14 protein-coding genes, 2 pseudogenes and 1 other annotated feature (1 of these 17 cut by a window edge) are annotated in these 19,969 nt (G+C 42.0%); of the genes and pseudogenes, 15 read left to right on the top strand and 1 reads right to left on the bottom strand.

From position 1 onward, the window contains the following. Positions 1 to 92, top strand: a binding site (T-box leader); it begins 178 nt to the left of the window's first position. A 74-nt stretch (positions 93 to 166) separates the two neighbouring features. The 13 genes and pseudogenes from ilvB (at position 167) to yihA (ending at position 17,085) form a co-directional block, all read left to right on the top strand. Beyond that, positions 167 to 1,900, top strand: a complete 1,734-nt coding sequence (gene ilvB / locus DER53_RS00860; protein WP_062753107.1) for an acetolactate synthase large subunit — start codon at positions 167 to 169, stop codon at positions 1,898 to 1,900. Further along, entirely contained in the window at positions 1,879 to 2,397 is a 519-nt protein-coding gene (ilvN, locus tag DER53_RS00855; protein WP_041269720.1) for an acetolactate synthase small subunit, read from the top strand. Before ilvB ends, ilvN begins: the two co-directional genes overlap by 22 nt. A gap of 28 nt (positions 2,398 to 2,425) precedes the next feature. After that, positions 2,426 to 3,451: a ketol-acid reductoisomerase gene (ilvC, locus tag DER53_RS00850; protein WP_015864700.1), complete on the top strand. Its 1,026-nt coding sequence runs from the start codon at positions 2,426 to 2,428 to the stop codon at positions 3,449 to 3,451. After that, positions 3,438 to 4,985 (top strand): 2-isopropylmalate synthase, encoded by a 1,548-nt coding sequence (locus DER53_RS00845; RefSeq protein WP_062753105.1) that lies wholly within the window; start codon positions 3,438 to 3,440, stop codon positions 4,983 to 4,985. Before ilvC ends, DER53_RS00845 begins: the two co-directional genes overlap by 14 nt. Before the next feature lie 20 nt (positions 4,986 to 5,005). Further along, entirely contained in the window at positions 5,006 to 6,121 is a 1,116-nt protein-coding gene (gene leuB, locus DER53_RS00840) for a 3-isopropylmalate dehydrogenase (protein ID WP_062677872.1), read from the top strand. A 19-nt stretch (positions 6,122 to 6,140) separates the two neighbouring features. After that, positions 6,141 to 7,556, top strand: a complete 1,416-nt coding sequence (gene leuC, locus DER53_RS00835) for a 3-isopropylmalate dehydratase large subunit (RefSeq protein ID WP_062677873.1) — start codon at positions 6,141 to 6,143, stop codon at positions 7,554 to 7,556. A gap of 12 nt (positions 7,557 to 7,568) precedes the next feature. Next, positions 7,569 to 8,162, top strand: a complete 594-nt coding sequence (leuD, locus tag DER53_RS00830) for a 3-isopropylmalate dehydratase small subunit (RefSeq protein ID WP_015864696.1) — start codon at positions 7,569 to 7,571, stop codon at positions 8,160 to 8,162. A 125-nt stretch (positions 8,163 to 8,287) separates the two neighbouring features. Beyond that, positions 8,288 to 9,268 carry a tetratricopeptide repeat protein gene (locus DER53_RS00825; RefSeq protein ID WP_062753103.1) on the top strand — a complete coding sequence of 327 codons (981 nt, stop codon included), beginning with the start codon at positions 8,288 to 8,290 and terminating at the stop codon, positions 9,266 to 9,268. 182 nt (positions 9,269 to 9,450) lie between these two features. Then, positions 9,451 to 10,738, top strand: a pseudogene (gene tig / locus DER53_RS00820) (trigger factor). 224 nt (positions 10,739 to 10,962) lie between these two features. Next, positions 10,963 to 12,229 (top strand): annotated as a pseudogene (gene clpX, locus DER53_RS00815) (ATP-dependent protease ATP-binding subunit ClpX). A gap of 111 nt (positions 12,230 to 12,340) precedes the next feature. Next, complete coding sequence (gene lonB / locus DER53_RS00810) at positions 12,341 to 14,011, top strand: ATP-dependent protease LonB (RefSeq protein WP_062753099.1); 1,671 nt, start codon at positions 12,341 to 12,343, stop codon at positions 14,009 to 14,011. Between the two features lie 159 nt (positions 14,012 to 14,170). After that, on the top strand, positions 14,171 to 16,507 hold the full coding sequence (gene lon / locus DER53_RS00805) for an endopeptidase La (protein WP_041269719.1): 2,337 nt from the start codon (positions 14,171 to 14,173) through the stop codon (positions 16,505 to 16,507). Further along, positions 16,504 to 17,085, top strand: a complete 582-nt coding sequence (yihA, locus tag DER53_RS00800; protein WP_062753098.1) for a ribosome biogenesis GTP-binding protein YihA/YsxC — start codon at positions 16,504 to 16,506, stop codon at positions 17,083 to 17,085. Before lon ends, yihA begins: the two co-directional genes overlap by 4 nt. 46 nt (positions 17,086 to 17,131) lie before the next feature. On the opposite strand, the gene DER53_RS00795 is transcribed toward yihA, so the two are convergent. After that, positions 17,132 to 17,617, bottom strand: a complete 486-nt coding sequence (locus DER53_RS00795; protein WP_015864689.1) for a LiaI-LiaF-like domain-containing protein — start codon at positions 17,615 to 17,617, stop codon at positions 17,132 to 17,134. 165 nt (positions 17,618 to 17,782) lie between these two features. On the opposite strand from DER53_RS00795, the gene hemA reads away from it, so the two are divergent. Both hemA and ccsA read left to right on the top strand, forming a co-directional pair. Then, positions 17,783 to 19,114 carry a glutamyl-tRNA reductase gene (hemA, locus tag DER53_RS00790; protein ID WP_062753096.1) on the top strand — a complete coding sequence of 444 codons (1,332 nt, stop codon included), beginning with the start codon at positions 17,783 to 17,785 and terminating at the stop codon, positions 19,112 to 19,114. Between the two features lie 16 nt (positions 19,115 to 19,130). After that, the gene (gene ccsA, locus DER53_RS00785) at positions 19,131 to 19,964 is read left to right on the top strand and encodes a cytochrome c biogenesis protein (RefSeq protein ID WP_015864687.1); all 834 of its coding nucleotides are present in this window, start codon (positions 19,131 to 19,133) and stop codon (positions 19,962 to 19,964) included. The last annotated feature ends 5 nt before the right edge of the window (positions 19,965 to 19,969 follow it).

Raw genomic sequence — 19,969 nt, 5'->3', positions numbered from 1 at the left:
GCGGTTGGCTGATTTGCCAATCGCTCATGAGGTGGTCGTAATGGCCACGAAGAAGGGTGGTACCGCGAAAAGTGAACCTTTTCGCCCCTTTGACCGAACCAAAGTAGGTCATTGTGGGTGAAAAGGTTTTTTTCATAGCGATGAAAAATGCGAGGGAGGATGGATGATGGCAAGGATGAAAGTAGAGGAAAAAACGTCCGAAAAAACGAAAATGAGCGGAGCGCTAATGTTAATTGAGGCGTTAAAGGCGGAAAAGGTAGAAGTTATTTTTGGATATCCGGGTGGAGCGGTGTTGCCGCTTTACGACAAGTTATATCAATCAGGAGTGTTTCACGTATTAACGCGGCATGAGCAAGGGGCCATTCATGCCGCAGAAGGATATGCGCGTATTTCTGGAAAGCCGGGCGTTGTGATCGCAACATCAGGGCCTGGAGCGACAAACATTGTGACAGGTTTAACAGATGCAATGATGGATTCGCTGCCGATCGTCGTATTTACAGGTCAAGTTGCAACGAGCGTCATCGGTTCAGATGCGTTTCAAGAAGCGGATGTTCTCGGAATTACGATGCCAATTACGAAACATAATTATCAAGTTCGTGATATAAGCGAGCTTCCGAAAATTATTAAAGAAGCGTTTCATATTGCCACAACAGGAAGACCTGGTCCTGTATTAATCGATATCCCAAAAGACATTACCATAGCGGAAGGAGAATTTGATTACGAACAAGAGGTTCATTTGCCAGGGTATCAACCGACCACTCACCCAAACCATTTGCAAATTCGCCGCCTTGTAGAAGCGGTTAGCCAATCGAAAAGACCTGTCATTTTAGCGGGAGCAGGCGTATTACATGCGAACGCTTCAAATGAACTACGGCAATATGCTGAACAACAAAATATTCCAGTTGTTCATACGTTATTAGGCTTAGGCGGATTTCCAGCCGATCACCCATTATTTTTAGGAATGGCTGGCATGCACGGTACGTATACAGCAAACATGGCGCTATATGAATGTGATTTACTCATTAATATTGGGGCAAGATTCGATGATCGTGTTACGGGAAATTTAAAATACTTTGCACCAAAGGCAACGGTGGCACACATTGATATTGATCCGGCGGAAATCGGCAAAAATGTGCCTACGAAAATTCCGATTGTCAGCGATGCGAAAGCGGCCTTGCAAGAATTAATTCATCAGCAAGGAAAGCCAGCGGACACAAGCGCATGGCTTGCCCAGTTAAACGAATGGAAACGGCAATTCCCTCTTTATTACGAAGACGATGAACAAACGATTAAGCCGCAAAAACTGGTGGAAATGATTTATGAATTAACGAACGGAGAAGCCATTATTACTACCGACGTTGGCCAGCATCAAATGTGGGCGGCGCAATATTACAAGTTTAATAGACCGCATCGCTGGGTTACTTCCGGCGGGCTTGGAACGATGGGATTCGGCCTCCCGGCGGCGATCGGAGCGCAGCTTGCGGATAGAAATGCTGCGGTCGTTTCCATTGTCGGTGATGGTGGCTTCCAAATGACATTCCAAGAGTTGTCTGTCATCCAAGAGCTTCAATTGCCGATTAAAGTGGTTATTGTGAATAACCAAGCGCTTGGTATGGTTCGTCAATGGCAGGAACTTTTCTACGAAAAACGATATTCCCATTCTCTCATTCCAAATCAGCCGGATTTTGTAAAACTAGCAGAAGCATACAATATTCCGGGCTTCCAGGCAAAAACGGAGGCGGAAGCGATGGAGGTACTAAAGAAAGCATTTGCGATCGACGGTCCGGTTTTACTTGATTTCCATGTAAAAGCGGATGAAAACGTCTATCCAATGGTTGCACCTGGAAAAGGATTACATGAAATGGTGGGGGTGAAACCGTGCGGCGAATTATCACAATGACAGTCAATAACCGTCCAGGCGTTCTCAACCGAATTACCGGGTTATTTACGAAACGGCATTATAACATTGAAAGCATCACGGTAGGACATACAGAAGTAGAAGGAGTTTCCCGAATGACATTTGTCGTCAATGTTGAAGATGAGCGGACGGCCGAGCAAATTATTAAACAGTTAAACAAGCAGATTGATGTGCTGAAAGTAAATGATATTACCGACCAAGCGATTGTTGCGCGGGAACTGGCGCTGGTGAAAGTATCCGTGACACCGGCGCTCCGCCAAGAGATCTATACGCTTATTGAGCCATTCCGCGCTTCGATTGTCGATGTAAGCAAAGATAGTCTTGTTATTCAAGTAACAGGCGAATCCGAAAAAGTAGAAGCGCTCATTGAGTTATTGCGGCCTTACGGAATTAAAGAAGTGGCGAGAACAGGCACAACAGCGTTTACACGCGGCTCGCAAAAAACAGCCGCTACACATAAAACTGCTTTCATTATCTAAAAGACTATGAGAAAAGGAGAGATGGATAATGGCAAAAGTTTACTATAACGGAGATGCAAATGAAAAATACTTACAATCAAAAACGGTGGCAATTATCGGTTACGGTTCACAAGGCCATGCACATGCACAAAACCTTCGCGACAGCGGCGTGAACGTTATTGTTGGGCTTCGTAAAGGAAAATCATGGGAACAAGCGGAAAAAGACGGTTTTGCCGTATATAGTGTTCGCGAAGCAACCAAACAAGCGGATATCGTCATGGTTCTTCTTCCAGATGAAAAACAACCAAATGTATATAAAGAAGAAATCGAACCAGAGCTTCAGCCAGGAAACGCATTAGTATTTGCCCATGGGTTTAATATCCACTTTAATCAGATTGTTCCTCCTGAACATGTCGATGTATTTTTAGTTGCACCGAAAGGTCCGGGGCATTTAGTGCGCCGCACGTATACAGAAGGAGCTGGCGTTCCTGCATTAATTGCAGTGTATCAAGATGTAACAGGGGAAGCAAAACAAACAGCGCTCGCGTATGCAAAAGCGATCGGTGCGACAAGAGCGGGAGTGCTGGAAACGACATTTAAAGAAGAAACAGAAACAGACTTATTCGGCGAACAAGCTGTATTATGCGGAGGATTAACATCGCTTATTAAAGCAGGATTTGAAACGCTTGTCGAAGCAGGGTATCAGCCGGAAGTAGCCTATTTCGAATGTTTGCATGAAATGAAGCTGATCGTTGATCTTCTGTATGAAGGCGGTCTTTCTTGGATGCGTCATTCGATTTCCGATACGGCGCAATGGGGAGATTTCATTTCTGGACCGCGCATTATCAATGACGCGGTGAAAGCAGAGATGAAAAAGGTTCTTCATGATATTCAAACAGGAAAATTTGCAAAAGGCTGGATTTTGGAAAACCAAGCAAACCGTCCGGAGTTTAATGCGATCAACCGCCGCGAAAATGAACACCTCATTGAGATTGTCGGCCGCGAATTGCGCAGCATGATGCCATTTGTGAAAGAAAAACAGAAAGAAGTGGTGGTCTCCAGTGCGAAAAATTAATATTTTTGATACGACGTTGCGCGATGGTGAACAGTCTGCTGGAATCAATTTGAATTTACAAGAAAAACTTGAAATTGCCCGCCAGCTTGAACGGCTCGGTGTAGATATTATTGAAGCAGGCTTTCCTGCCTCATCGAAAGGAGATTTCCAAGCGGTAAAACAAATTGCCGAAACGATCAAAACATGCTCTGTTACCGGGCTTGCTCGCTCGGTACAGAGCGATATTGACGCCGCATGGGAGGCGTTAAAAGGAGGAGCAGAGCCTCGTCTCCATTTATTCATCGCCACATCTCCGATCCATATGAAGTATAAATTGCAAATGACGCCGGAACAAGTCATTGAAACAGCGGTAGAGTCGGTCAAATATGCAAAACGCTATTTTCCAATTGTCCAATGGTCAGCGGAAGACGCCTGCCGCAGCGAGCTTCCATTTTTGGCCAAGATTATTACAGAAGTGATTAAAGCGGGGGCGACGGTCATTAATATCCCAGATACAGTAGGGTATATTACCCCGAAAGAGTACGGGAATATTTTCACATTTTTAAGCAACAATGTTCCGAATATTGAAAAAGTTTCTCTTTCTGCCCATTGCCATGACGATTTAGGAATGGCGGTTGCAAATTCACTGGCAGCAATTGAGCATGGCGCAACACAAATCGAAGGGACGATTAACGGAATCGGCGAACGCGCGGGAAATGCGGCATTGGAAGAAATTGCTGTCGCGCTTTACATTCGCAAAGATTATTATCAGGCAGAAACACGCCTTAACCTTCAAGAAATTAAGCGAACGAGCAATTTAGTAAGCAAATTGACAGGTGTGGTTATTCCGCCAAACAAAGCGGTCATTGGCAAAAATGCCTTCGCTCATGAGTCAGGAATCCATCAAGATGGTGTATTAAAAGAAAAAACAACGTATGAAATTATTTCACCAGAACTTGTTGGTGTTCAATCAAACTCCATGGTGCTTGGAAAACATTCGGGACGGCATGCGCTGCGCAATCGTGTTGAAGAGCTTGGATACACATTATCAGATGAAGAAGTTAATAAATTATTTGTTCGATTTAAAGAGTTGGCAGATAAGAAAAAAGACATTACCGATGATGATTTAGTCGCGCTTATTTTTGAAGAAAAATTTGATCACTTTAAAGATTTTTATCAGTTATGCTCGCTTCAAGTTCAGTATGGCACAAACCAAATTCCGACCGCTGTTGTCGTCTTAAAAGACGGACAAGGAAATGAGATTCAAGAAGCGGCAACGGGAGCAGGAAGCGTCGAAGCATTGTATAACACGTTAGAGCGTTGCTTTAAGACATCTGTTACTCTTCTTGATTACCGTATTGAATCCGTGAGCGGTGGTCGTGACGCGCTTGCGCAAGTTTTCGTGAAAGTGCGTGTCAATGATATAGAAACTAGCGGTCGCGGTACGGCGCAGGACGTGCTGGAAGCATCCGCAAAAGCGTATATTAATGCAGTCAACCGCGTGTTTATGATTGAAACGATGCGTGCTGAGAATCAAAAAGTAGCGATGCAATAAAATCAATGGAGGGAAACAGCATGGGAAGTTATCGGATTGCCGTATTGCCGGGTGATGGAATCGGAAAAGAAGTGACGAGGGGAGCTGTTGAAATTCTAAAAACAATCGAAACCCGTTTTGGACATCAGTTTGAGTTCGAATTCGGGCTTATTGGTGGAGCGGCGATTGACCAAAAAGGAACGCCGCTCCCAGATGAAACGCTTGCCATCTGTCATGAAAGTGATGCGATATTGCTTGGGGCAGTCGGTGGTCCGAAATGGGATCGAAACCCTGCACATTTGCGTCCGGAAAAAGGGTTATTGCAAATTCGTAAAGAGATGAATTTGTTTGCCAATTTACGGCCAGTAAAGTTTTACGACAGTTTAATGGATTCGTCACCGCTGAAGAAGGAAGTGATTCAAGGTGTCGATTTGTTAATCGTTCGTGAATTAACAGGAGGACTATATTTTGGGAAACCGAGCGGACGGATGGTAGAAAACGGAGAAGAAAAAGCAGTAGATACGCTTCTATATAAAAAAGAAGAAATTAAGCGGATTGTGAAAGCAGCGTTTGAACTTGCGCGTAAACGGAAGAAAAAAGTGACATCTGTTGATAAGGCGAATGTGCTCGAATCAAGCAGAATGTGGCGGGAAATTGCTGAAGAAGTGGCGCAAGAGTTTCCTGATGTAACGCTTGAGCATATGCTTGTCGATAATGCGGCAATGCAGCTAATTCGCTCTCCGCAACAATTTGATGTCATTGTTACGGAAAACATGTTTGGCGACATTTTAAGTGATGAAGCTTCGATGTTGACCGGTTCGCTCGGGATGTTGCCATCCGCAAGTTTATCGACATCAGGGCCTAGTTTGTATGAGCCAATTCACGGTTCTGCGCCTGATATTGCGGGTCAAAATAAAGCAAATCCGATTGCAACGATTTTATCAGCGGCAATGATGCTTCGATTATCCTTTGGGCTTTCGGAAGAGGCAGATGCAATTGAAAAAGCGGTTCAGCAAGTATTGGCAGCTGGATTGCGAACAGCAGATATTGCACAAAAAGGACAACGAGTCGTTTCCACTGATGAAATGGTAAACGAAATTAAAGCGACGATTTTAGATAATGAAGCAATTTTCCATATTATGACTGTTTACTCATGAAAAATGAGAGGTGAAAGCAGTGAAACCGAAAACGATTATTGAAAAGATTTGGGAAAATCATGTCGTATATCGCGAAGATGGAAAACCAGATTTGCTCTATATCGACTTACATTTAGTGCACGAAGTCACCTCTCCGCAAGCGTTTGAAGGATTGCGGCAAAAGGGGCGGAAAGTGCGCCGCCCAGATTTAACATTTGCGACGATGGATCATAATGTTCCAACAGTAAACCGTTTTGTGATTGAGGACGAAGTGGCAAGAAATCAAATTGCCGCGTTGGAACGAAACTGTCGGGAATTTTCGATTCCGCTAGCTGATTTGCGTAGTGAAGAACAAGGAATTGTTCATGTGATTGGCCCAGAGCTTGGTTTAACACAACCTGGAAAAACGATTGTTTGCGGGGACAGCCATACGTCGACACATGGAGCATTTGGGGCGCTTGCGTTTGGAATCGGAACGAGCGAAGTGGAACATGTGCTTGCGACACAAACATTATGGCAGCATAAACCAAAAACGCTGCAAATTCGCATTAACGGAAAATTAGGGGAAGGAGTTACCGCCAAAGACGTCATTTTGGCCATTATCGGCCGCTACGGGGTTGATGTTGGAACAGGATATATTATCGAATTTACTGGAGAAGTCATTCGTAACATGTCGATGGAAGAGAGAATGACGATTTGCAACATGTCGATTGAAGCAGGCGCACGTGCTGGTTTAGTAAGTCCAGATGAAACGACGTTTGCTTATTTGCGAGGGCGCAAATATGCGCCGAAGGGAGAAGAGTTTGAAAAAGCGGTAGAACGCTGGCGGGCTCTTGCGACAGATGAAGGCGCGGAATACGACAAAACGATTGAAATAGATGCGTCGACCATTGCCCCAATGGTGACATGGGGGACGAACCCATCGATGAGCACATCGATCGAAGGAACAGTGCCGTATCCAGAGGATTTTTCAAGCGAAACGGAACAAAAGGCAGTACGACGCGCTTTGGAATATATGGGATTAAAACCTGGCACTCCGATTACAGAAATTCCAGTGCAGCACGTTTTCATCGGTTCCTGTACGAACTCTCGTATTAGCGACTTGCGTGAAGCCGCGAAAATTGTCAAAGGAAAGAAAGTGGCAAAAGGTGTGCGTGCGCTTGTTGTCCCTGGATCGCAACAAGTGAAAAAACAAGCGGAAGAAGAAGGATTAGCACAAATTTTTATCGATGCGGGATTCGAATGGCGTGATTCCGGCTGCAGCGCATGTTTAGGAATGAATCCAGACATTATACCGGAAGGAGAACATTGCGCTTCCACATCGAATCGAAATTTTGAGGGACGACAAGGAAAAGGGGCAAGAACGCACTTAGTTAGCCCGGCGATGGCTGCCGCTGCTGCAATTTATGGGCATTTTGTTGATGTTCGACAATTGCAGAAAGAACCGGTCCATTAAGGGGGGAAACGAATGAAGCCATTTACTGTTCATAAAGGGAAAGTAGCGGGCATCGACCGCGCCAACATCGATACAGACCAAATTATTCCAAAACAGTTTTTAAAGAGAATCGAGCGTACGGGGTTTGGGAAGTTTCTGTTTTACGACTGGCGCTATATCGATGGAGAAAAACCAAATCCGGATTTTGAATTAAATCGACCTGAAAATGAAGGGGCAACCATTCTTGTCGCTAACGAAAATTTTGGCTGTGGATCATCGCGCGAACATGCCCCATGGGCCCTGCAAGATTACGGATTTCAAGCGATTATTGCCCCATCATTTGCAGATATTTTTTATAACAACTGCCTAAAAAATGGATTATTGCCAATTCGTTTAGCTAAGCAAGATGTCGAATATTTATTGAGAGAAAGCACGAAAGCAGATTATGAATTAACAATTTCTCTAGAAGATCAACGGGTGTATGATGATAGCGGATTTGAGCGGACGTTCGACATTGATCCATACCGAAAACAACTGCTTTTAAAAGGTTGGGATGAAATCGATTTAACGTTCGTTTATGAACCGTATATTGCAGAGTATGAAAAAAAACATTGCCCAATGTCGTAAGTGGAAAAAAAGCCGTTTCCGCCTCAAAATGCTGGAACGGCTTTTTCTTTTTTCTGCTTATTTTGCTTGTATTTTGGAGGAAAAATTGTTACACTTGTGTAAAAATTTTATTGGGGCGGGCGAACATGGAGCGAAAAAATAAAAATATTATTTTGTTTCCTCGTGTCAAGGAACGCCTTGTTGAAGAGGGAATGGAAGCACTGCAGGCAAAGCGGTACGATGAAGCGCTTCATTTTTTCCATGAAGCAGAACAGCTTGGTGAGAATAGTTTCCATGTAGCACTTAGCATTGCCGTTTGTCACTGCGAATTAGGTGATTTTCTTGAGGCTGAACGCCGTTTACGCATGTTGCTTCAAGAACATAGAGACGATATCGAACTTTTGCAAATGTATGTATCTATTTTGATGCAAATGCAACGATATGAGCAAGCAGAAATGGTGATACGTGATGCGTTGCACCGCCGCCATCTTTCTCCTTCGATGCGGGAGCAACTGTTGCGTCTGCTTCATTTCAATCAAAAAATGAGCAAAACTGCTTTGCCGCTTGCTGAACAAGATAGCATTCAGCAGCTGTTTGAGTCGGACGATATTACCGAGCATATGAAAGTGATCAAGCAGTTAGAAAATGAAGATATTGCTCCTGTTCTTTCCATTTTAAAACAATATTTAATGAACGAATCAAAAAACCCAATAACCAAAACAATGATTTTACGTTTGCTTACATTAAAAAATGTAACCGATGTTGTCACAATCGAAAAGTTTGGAGAAAGAATGGAAGCAATACCGGCAAATCTAAACGAACAGGCACAAACGGCGTTTGCATTACACGTGTTACGGCAGTTAGAGAATACGTTAGCAAGCGAAAATCCAAGCTTATATGAAGTAGCTGTAGATATTTGGCTTCGTTATACGTACATTCTTTACCCGTTTTCGCCAAAACCGGCTACATGTGAAGATTGGATTGCAGCGCTTCATTTCATTGCCTGTCAATTTCAAGGAATACCAGCGGCTTTAGAGAAAATTGCCCGCATGTATCATGTTCATGCCGAAAACATGGATTTTCTTTGCAAAAAGCTTTATGAAGTAGAGAAATTTTCCTATTTTTAATCATCTTATTCGTATTGAAACATCATTGTTGTATGTTATAATATAATGGTTGTATTGCGTATATGTTTTATACTTTTTATTACATATAATATGAGAATAATAAAAAGATAATGAAAAATGGAATCGTTTCATTATCTTCATCCTTAAATTATAATGAATGATTTTTAAGTGGAGGGAATATTATGTCAGTAAAATGGGAAAAGCTTGAAGGTAATGAAGGCGTTCTTACTGTTGAAGTGGACGCGGAAAAAGTAAATGAAGGATTGGATGCGGCGTTTAAAAAGGTAGTGAAAAACATTGCTATTCCAGGATTCCGCAAAGGAAAAGTACCGCGCGTCATTTTTGAAAAAACGCTTTGGAGTAGAAGCGTTATATCAAGATGCACTTGATATTTTATTGCCAGAAGCTTATGCAAAAGCAGTAGAAGAAGCAGGAATCGAACCAGTAGATGTTCCAAAAATCGATATTGAACAAATGGAAAAAGGAAAAAGCCTTATTTTTACAGCAAAAGTTACCGTAAAACCAGAAGTAAAACTTGGGCAATATAAAGGATTAGAAGTGGAAAAAATGGATGATACTGTCACAGATGAAGATGTGGAAAACGAATTAAAACGTCTTCAAGAAAACTACGCGGAGCTTGTTGTAAAAGAAGACGGCAAAGTTGAAAACGGCGATACAGCAGTGATCGATTTCGAAGGTTTTGTTGACGGCGAGCCATTTGAAGGCGGAAAAGCGGAAAATTACTCGCTTGAAATCGGTTCAGGCACATTCATTCCAGGATTTGAAGATCAATTGATCGGCATGCAAGCAGGAGAAGAAAAAGAAATTGAAGTGACATTCCCTGAAGAATACCACGCAAAAGAATTAGCGGGCAAACCTGCGACATTCAAAGTAAAAGTACATGAAATAAAAGAAAAACGCCTTCCAGCATTAGACGATGAATTCGCAAAAGATGTAGACGATGAAGTGGAAACATTAGAACAATTAAAAGACAAAATCCGCAAAAGACTTGAAGAAATGAAAAAGAATGAAGCGGAAGCAGCACTTCGTGACGCGGTTGTTGAAAAAGCGGCAGAAAACGCGGAAATTGATATTCCAGAAGTAATGGTGAAAAACGAAACAGACCGCATGTTGCGTGAATTTGATCAACGTTTGCAAATGCAGGGACTTAATCTTGAGCTTTATTATCAATTCTCGGGCCAAGATGAAGCAGCATTGCGTGAACAAATGAAAGAAGATGCGGAAAAACGCGTTCGTGTTGCCTTAACAATAGAAGCGATTGCAAAGGCAGAAAATATTGAAGTAACAGAAGAAGAAATAAATGAAGAACTAGAAAAAATGGCGAAAGCATATAATTTAGAAGTGGAAAAACTAAAAGAGCTATTAGGAAATCTTGATGGTGTAAAAGAAGATTTGAAATGGCGGAAAACGATCGATTTCCTTGTAGAAAATAGCAAAGTTGCGGCATAATATATAAAGAGCAAGGCGCGAATGTTCGTGCCTTGTTCTTTCATACAAAAAATGAAGCGTGATAAAAAATTTTCTAATTTTTCTAACACATTACAATTTTTTTATTAGCTTTTTGGAGATCATTTATGATAAAATGACCAATACATACGTTTTGTCGTCGAAGTTTTGCGAGGAAAATAAAATACATATGAAGTTGTGCGATTTCGTGGCAAGGGGTGAAGCTGATGTTTAAATTTAATGATGAAAAAGGACAGTTAAAGTGTTCGTTTTGCGGAAAAACGCAAGACCAAGTCCGCAAGCTTGTTGCTGGTCCCGGTGTATACATATGTGATGAATGCATCGAGCTATGCACGGAGATCGTGGAAGAAGAGTTAGGAAACGAAGAGGAATTTGAATTTAAAGATATTCCAAAACCAAAAGAAATTCGGGAAATTTTAGATGAATATGTCATCGGCCAAGATGAAGCGAAAAAATCGTTAGCGGTTGCGGTTTATAATCATTATAAGCGGATTAATTCTGGCAGTAAAATCGATGATGTAGAATTATCGAAAAGCAATATTTTAATGATTGGACCGACGGGAAGCGGAAAAAACGCTGCTGGCGCAAACATTAGCCCGCATTTTAAACGTGCCGTTTGCGATTGCGGATGCAACATCGCTTACGGAAGCTGGATACGTCGGTGAAGATGTAGAAAACATTTTGCTCAAGCTTATTCAGGCAGCCGACTATGATGTGGAACGGGCTGAAAAAGGAATTATTTATATCGATGAAATCGATAAAATCGCCCGCAAATCGGAAAACCCATCCATTACGCGAGATGTATCTGGTGAAGGAGTGCAACAGGCGTTATTAAAAATTTTAGAAGGAACGATTGCCAGCGTTCCGCCTCAAGGTGGCCGCAAGCATCCACATCAAGAATTTATCCAAATTGACACAACGAACATTTTATTTATTTGTGGCGGTGCGTTTGATGGGCTCGAACCGATTATTAAGCGCCGCTTAGGAAAAAAAGTAATCGGGTTCGGCGCCGATATTCAGCAGTCGGATGTAGATGAAAAGAATTTATTGTCAAAAGTGCTTCCGGAAGATTTATTAAAGTTTGGACTTATCCCAGAGTTTGTCGGTCGTCTTCCGGTCATTACGACTTTGGAGCCACTTGATGAGCAAGCACTTGTCGATATATTAACAAAGCCGAAAAATGCGATTGTAAAACAATATCAAAAAATGCTTGAACTTGATGGGGTGGAGCTTGAATTTGAAGAAGAAGCGCTGCGGGAAATTGCGAAAAAAGCAATTGAACGAAAAACCGGAGCGCGCGGTCTTCGCTCGATTATTGAAGGAATTATGCTCGATGTCATGTTCGAGCTGCCATCTCGTGAAGATGTGCAAAAATGTATTATTACCGTAGAGACGGTTCGTAGCAATAAACCGCCAAAACTGATTCGTCACGACGGAACCGTGATAGAACAAGAGAGAAAAACATCAGCGTAATGTTTGTAAAACTGCCTTAGTCATAAGGCGGTTTCTTTTTTGTTTATTCCTGCCTTTTCACGGAGATACTATCATACTACATACTATTTGAAGGCAGGAGGATTTCAGAGAATGAATTGGGCAAATGCAGTACTATTGATACAACTATTTTTCGGGATTATTATTGGTCTTTATTTTTGGAATTTGCTTAAAAACCAACGGATCCAAAAAGTTTCGATCGATAAGGAATCCCGAAAAGAAATGGAACAGCTTCAGAAATTGCGATCCATTTCGTTAACCGAACCACTTGCGGAAAAAGTAAGACCGAAAAGTTTTGAAGATATTGTCGGTCAAGAAGACGGAATTAAAGCGTTAAAAGCGGCGTTATGCGGTCCGAACCCTCAGCATGTCATTATTTACGGACCACCAGGCGTTGGGAAAACAGCGGCGGCTCGTCTAGTTTTAGAAGAGGCGAAAAAAAATCCGCTTTCTCCTTTTAAAAAGAATGCGGTATTTGTTGAATTAGACGCAACGACAGCACGGTTTGATGAACGTGGAATCGCCGATCCGTTAATTGGGTCTGTGCACGATCCAATTTATCAAGGGGCTGGAGCGATGGGACAAGCAGGCATTCCGCAGCCAAAGCAAGGCGCGGTAACGACTGCACATGGTGGAGTTTTATTTATTGATGAAATTGGAGAGCTTCATCCGATTCAAATGAATAAATTACTGAAAGTGCTCGAAGACCGTAAAGTGTTTTTTGAAAGTGCTTATTATAGCAAGGAAAACCCGCAAATTCCGAGTCATATCCATGACATTTTCCAAAATGGGCTTCCTGCAGATTTTCGCCTTGTTGGAGCGACAACGAGAACGCCAAACGAAATTCCTCCGGCTATTCGCTCGCGTTGTTTAGAAGTGTTTTTTCGTGAACTCGATCAGGATGAAATTGCGCTCATCGCAAAAAAAGCAGCGGAAAAAATACGTTTAAAAGTATCGGAAAACGGAATTCGTATTCTTGCGTCTTATGCGAGAAACGGGCGGGAAGCAGTAAATATCATGCAAATTGCTGCGGGAATTGCTATTTCTGAAAAACGTGAAACGATTTTAGATAAAGACATTGAATGGGTCATCCACTCAAGTCAATTGTCGCCGCGATATGAAAAGAAAATCTCTCATGCATCGATGGTTGGTCTTGTGAATGGATTAGCTGTATACGGTCCGAACACCGGAGCGCTTTTGGAAATTGAAGTAACTGCTTTGCCAACAAAAGAAAAAGGAACCATTAATATTACTGGCATCGTTGAAGAAGAAAGTATTGGAAGCCGGGAAAAATCTATTCGCCGCAAAAGTATGGCAAGAGGTTCTGTTGAAAACGTCATTACTGTATTGCGTGCAATGGGAGTTCCCGCTGATCGTTATGATATTCATATTAATTTCCCAGGAGGCATTCCAATCGATGGCCCGTCCGCAGGAATTGCGATAGCAACCGGAATTTATTCAGCGATTTATCAAATACCGGTTGATTGTACGGTAGCGATGACAGGAGAAATTAGTATTCACGGTTATGTCAAACCAGTGGGTGGAATTTTTCCAAAAGTAAAAGCGGCGAAACAAGCTGGGGCGAAAAAAGTGATCGTTCCGTTGGAAAACATGCAATCCCTTTTACGAGAGATTGATGGGATCGAGATTATTCCTGTCCAACGTTTAGAGGAAGTGTTTCCAGTTGTATTTGGAAAAGATTTTGCGCAACACGATAGCGCTATTCCAGCTGCTGCCGATCGCTCCGAAAAAAAATCAGTGTAGTAGCAAGCGATACGACTTCGACGAAAAAAGGATGTCGAAGTCGGTTTTTCTTTATATTATAATTCATAAGCAAGATATAAAAAACGTTTCCTTTGTCTGTATCATGTCATTTTACAAATCGTGCTACGGTGCTATACAATAGACGAATAGAAGTGAGATATGGAGGTGTTCGTGGTGAAGAAAAAAGAGCTTGTCGTTCCTCTTTTGCCACTAAGGGGGCTGCTTGTGTTTCCAACGATGGTCTTACATTTAGATGTGGGGCGGGAGAAATCGGTAAAAGCGCTTGAAACAGCAATGGTGGAAGATCACATCATTTTGTTGACATCGCAAAAAGATGTTTCCGTTGATGAACCTGATATGGATGATTTATATCAAATGGGGACACTTGCGCGCGTAAAACAGTTGCTTAAACTTCCGAACGGAACGTTTCGCGTGCTGGTGGAAGGAATCGCGCGTGCAATCATTACCGAGACAGTAAGTGAAGAACCGTATTTTATGGTAAAAGTAGAAAAGTTTGTAGATCGCACAACGAAAGATTTAGAGGACGAAGCGTTGAAACGGACGATGCTCGAATACTTTGAACAATACATAAATTTATCAAAAAGATTGTCAGCCGATATTTATGCTTCCATTGCAGATATCGATGAGCCGGGACGAATGGCGGATATTATCGCTTCCCATTTGCCGCTTAAACTAGAGGAAAAACAACGCATTCTCGAAACGATCGATGTGAAAGAACGCATTCATAAAATTATTCAAATCCTGCATAATGAAAAAGAAGTGCTGCAGCTTGAGAAAAAGATTAGCATGCGCGTCAAGCAATCGATGGAACGTACACAAAAAGAATATTACTTGCGCGAACAAATGAAGGCAATTCAAAAAGAACTTGGTGAAAAAGAAGGAAAAGCAGGAGAAGTCGAAGCATTAAAAGAAAAAATCGAAGCAGCTGGCATGCCAAGTCATGTGAAAGAAACGGCGCTTAAAGAACTCGACCGCTATGAAAAAATACCAGCGACCTCAGCGGAAAGCGCGGTGATTCGCAACTATTTAGACTGGCTTATTGCGCTTCCGTGGTCAACTCAAACAGAAGATATTCATGATATCAAACGGGCGGAAGCGATATTAAACGAAGATCATTACGGTCTAGAAAAAGTAAAAGAACGAGTGCTCGAATTTCTATCTGTGCAACAATTAACGAAATCATTAAAAGGTCCGATTCTTTGTTTAGCAGGGCCGCCAGGAGTTGGGAAGACGTCGCTTGCTCGTTCGATTGCCAAGTCGCTAAACCGCCGATTTGTTCGCATTTCGTTAGGCGGTGTTCGCGATGAATCAGAAATTCGTGGCCACCGTCGCACATACGTCGGCGCAATGCCTGGACGAATTATCCAAGGGATGAAAAAAGCGGGAACGATTAATCCGGTATTTTTATTAGATGAAATTGATAAAATGTCGAGTGATTTTCGCGGCGATCCGTCTGCGGCGCTTCTTGAAGTGTTGGATCCGGAACAAAACCATACGTTCAGCGACCATTATATTGAAGAACCGTATGATTTATCGAAAGTGATGTTTATTGCGACAGCAAATAACTTAGCAACGATTCCACAGCCGCTTTTGGATCGTATGGAAATTATTACAATCCCAGGCTATACGGAAGTAGAAAAATTGCAAATCGCTAAACGTCATTTGCTTCCAAAACAATTAAAAGAGCATGGATTAAAAAAATCATCGTTGCAAGTACGTGATGACGCGATGATGAGTATTATTCGCTATTATACACGAGAAGCAGGTGTGCGCGAATTGGAGCGGCAGATCGCTGCGATTTGCCGAAAAGCAGCACGTCTCATCGTTTCTGAGGAGAAAAAACGCGTCATCATTACAGAGAAAAATATAGAAGAATTTTTAGGAAAAAGAAAATACCGTTACGGCCAAGCGGAATTGGAAGATCAAGTTGGCGTGGCGACAGGCCTTGCCTACACAGCGTTTGGCGGTGATACGCTATCCATTGAAGTATCGCTTGCACCGGGAAAAGGGAAGCTTGTGTTAACAGGAAAATTAGGCGATGTCATGAAAGAATCCGCACAAGCAGCATTTAGTTACGTGCGTTCTCGAGCTGAACAGCTTGGGATTGACTCTGAATTTCATGAAAAATACGATATTCATATTCACGTACCAGAAGGCGCCGTGCCAAAAGACGGACCATCTGCTGGGATCACGATTGCGACTGCGCTCATTTCCGCGCTAACAGGCCGGCCGGTAAACCGATTTGTTGGCATGACGGGAGAAATTACATTGCGCGGCCGCGTGCTTCCAATTGGCGGATTAAAAGAAAAAACGTTAAGCGCCCATCGCGCCGGTTTGAAAAAAGTAATTTTACCAAAGGACAATGAAAAAGATTTAGAAGATATTCCAGATGTGGTAAAAAATGATTTACAATTTGTGCTCGTTTCCCATTTAGATGAAGTACTACAACATGCATTGGTAGGGGATCAACAATGAACGTGACAAAAGCAGAAATCGCCGTCAGTGCGGTGAAACCGGAACAATATCCAGATGGTGCGCTGCCGGAATTTGCACTCGCCGGTCGTTCCAATGTTGGCAAATCTTCCTTTATTAATAAAATGATTAATCGAAAAAATTTAGCGCGCACTTCATCGAAACCAGGAAAAACGCAAACATTAAATTTTTACCTTATTAATGAATCGCTTTATTTTGTTGATGTGCCGGGATATGGATTTGCGAGGGTCTCAAAGAAAGAGCGGGAAGCATGGGGAAAAATGATGGAAACGTATTTTACGACAAGAGAACAGCTGCGCGCAGTTGTTCTGATCGTCGACTTGCGACATCCGCCGACGAAAGATGATGTCATGATGTATGAGTTTTTAAAACATTATCAAATCCCGACGATTATCATTGCGACGAAAGCAGATAAAGTTCCGAAGGGAAAATGGCAAAAGCATTTAAAAGTTGTCCGTGAAACGTTGAACATCATGGAGGATGATAAACTTATTCTTTTTTCGGCAGAAACAGGCCAAGGAAAAGAAGAAGCATGGGCAGCATTGGAGCGATTCCTATAATCGAAAAAACACCAGCATGAAACGAGGCTGGTGTTTTTTGTATGGATTATTTCCTCTTTACCAATAATATGTATATACCCGCAAGGATTAGCCCAAGCGGCCAAAACTTCCAAATCGATGCAATGCCTGTTTCGACAATATAAAACAGCGGCTGAAAATGTTCGGAAAACAGCATAATAAAGGCTAATGCTAAAAAAAAGATGCTTTGGCCAAGACCGCTTTTTACTTTTCGGGAGCTAATGAAAAATGCTATCGCAATGATAAAGAAAAAGACGCCGATATGATTTGGCCATTGTTTGAACCAATGGACAAGTAAAATGTGAAGTCCGAATCCAAACAAAATGATGCCTGGAAATAGGTGTTGGTATTCACGGGCGGAATACGCCTGGCCGATCAGCGCCGCCCCGAGAATCATTAACAGTGCTGGCCAGTCTTGAAAAAGATGGGCAAATGAGGAGTGAAGCTGATTGGCAAAAAAGTAAACGCCCAGTCCAACAAGAATAATGCCAGAGAACGCAGCTTGTTTTTTCATCGGTTCCTCCCAGTTTTTCGACAAACTTTTTTGTGATACACTTATACTGTATAAAGTTTATCATATGCTTTCTAGCGTGTTCACACTTTTTTCAAAAAGTAGAAAGACATATGTGCTATAATAAAAAAAGATATTTATGTACTTGATTAAGGGGGTATAAAGGAAGTGCATATTGTTGTTGTTGGCGTAAACTATAAAACGGCCCCTGTTGAAATCCGTGAAAAACTCACGTTTAGTGAGTCGGAATTGGTCGATGCAATGAAGCAATTGCAGCAGCAAAAAAGCATTTTAGAAAATGTGATTGTTTCTACATGCAATCGTACCGAAGTTTATGCAGTTGTTGATCAGCTGCATACCGGTCGTTATTATATAAAATCATTTTTGGCCAATTGGTTTCATGTGGAAATCGATGCGCTTACACCTTATTTAAACATTATGGAAAATGAGGCAGCGATCGAACATTTATTCCGTGTTGCTTCTGGTTTAGATTCGATGATTTTAGGAGAAACACAAATTTTAGGTCAAGTAAAATCAAGTTATCTTCTTGCTCAAGAACATGGAACGATTGGTACAATATTTAATCAGTTATTCAAGCAGGCGGTCACATTTGCAAAGCGCGCCCATTCCGAAACAGAAATCGGCGCAAACGCCGTGTCTGTAAGTTACGCGGCAGTAGAATTAGCGAAAAAGATTTTCGGGGATTTATCTTCGAAACATGTTTTAATTATCGGCGCTGGCAAAATGGGAGAATTGGCGGCGCAAAATTTATATGGAAGTGGCGTAGGAAAAGTAACCGTTGTCAACCGAACGCTCGAAAAAGCAGAGCAGCTGGCGAAAAAGTTTTCAGGTACGGCAAAATCGCTTTGTGAGCTATCCTGTGCGCTTCTGGAGGCGGACATTGTTATTAGCTCTACTGGAGCAAAAGATTATATCATCACGAAAGAAATGATGGTTCATGTAGAAAAAATGCGGAAAGGACGCCCGCTATTTATGGTCGATATCGCTGTTCCGCGAGATTTAGACCCAGCGCTTGCCGAGTTAGAAAGCGTCTTTTTATATGATATTGACGATTTAGAAGGAATCGTGCAAGCGAATTTAGAAGAGCGCAAAAAAGCGGCAGAGCAAATTGAACGTATGATCGGAACAGAGCTTGTTGCCTTCCAGCAATGGCTTCATACGCTCGGCGTTGTGCCTGTTATTGCGGCGCTTCGTGAAAAAGCGCTGGCGATTCAAGCGGAGACAATGCGGAGCATTGAACGGAAATTGCCGCATTTATCGGAACGTGACCGGAAAGTATTGAACAAACACACAAAAAGCATTATTAATCAATTGCTGCGCGATCCGATTTTACGCGCAAAAGAGTTGGCAGCTGAACCAAATGCCGAAGAAGCGTTGCAATTGTTTATGAAAATTTTTAATATCGAAGACGAAGTGAAAGCACAAAAGCAAGCAAAAACGGATGGTCAACGCGCCGCTATGCCGTCTCTACAGTCATAAGAGAGGATTTTGGCATATGTTAGAGATGACCATGCCCCGGTTATATGAGCTGTCTATTCTTTTGTACGTATTGTCTATACTTTTATATTTTACTGATTTTCTCCAACGTAACCGGAAGGCGAATCAAGTCGCTTTCTGGTTACTTTCTATTGTTTGGATGCTGCAAACATTTTTTTTCTTGTTTCGCATCATACAGACAGGGCGTTTTCCAATTTTAACGATGTCGGAAGGCCTCTATTTTTACGCATGGTTGCTCATTACGTTATCTCTTATCATTAACCGGTTGATGCGCGTTGATTTTATCGTCTTTTTTACGAACGTGCTAGCGTTTTTAATTTTGGCGATTCATACGTTCGCGCCAAATCACCATCAGTCACCGGCTGTTGCCGAAAGGCTGATTTCTGAATTGCTAATGATTCATATTACAATGGCATTATTAGCATATGCGGCGTTTTCGCTTTCGTTTATTTTTTCGGTATTGTACATGTTGCAATACAGCTTATTGAAACGGAAAAAATGGGGAGAACGGTTATGGCGGATGGCTGATTTAACGAAATTAGATTTTATGTCTTATGTTTTAAATTTAATTGGATTGCCTATGTTGTTATTAGGATTGATTCTTGGAGTGATTTGGGCCTATATCAAAGTGGAAGATTTTCATTGGTATGATGTGAAAGTGTTAGGTTCGTTTGTTGTACTTGCAGTGTACAGTATTTACTTTTACAAGCGCATTGTCCAGCAAGTGCAAGGAAAAATGATTGCACTATGGAATATCGGTTCGTTTTTATTTTTATTGGTAAACTTTCTCTTATTCGGTAGTTTATCGAAATTTCATTTTTGGTATTCGTAGTGGAG

The organism is Parageobacillus toebii NBRC 107807 (assembly GCF_003688615.2).
GTDB lineage: Bacteria > Bacillota > Bacilli > Bacillales > Anoxybacillaceae > Parageobacillus_B > Parageobacillus_B toebii.
Note: the sequence above shows the minus strand (reverse complement) of the source record. Positions and strands in the feature narration are given on the sequence as shown.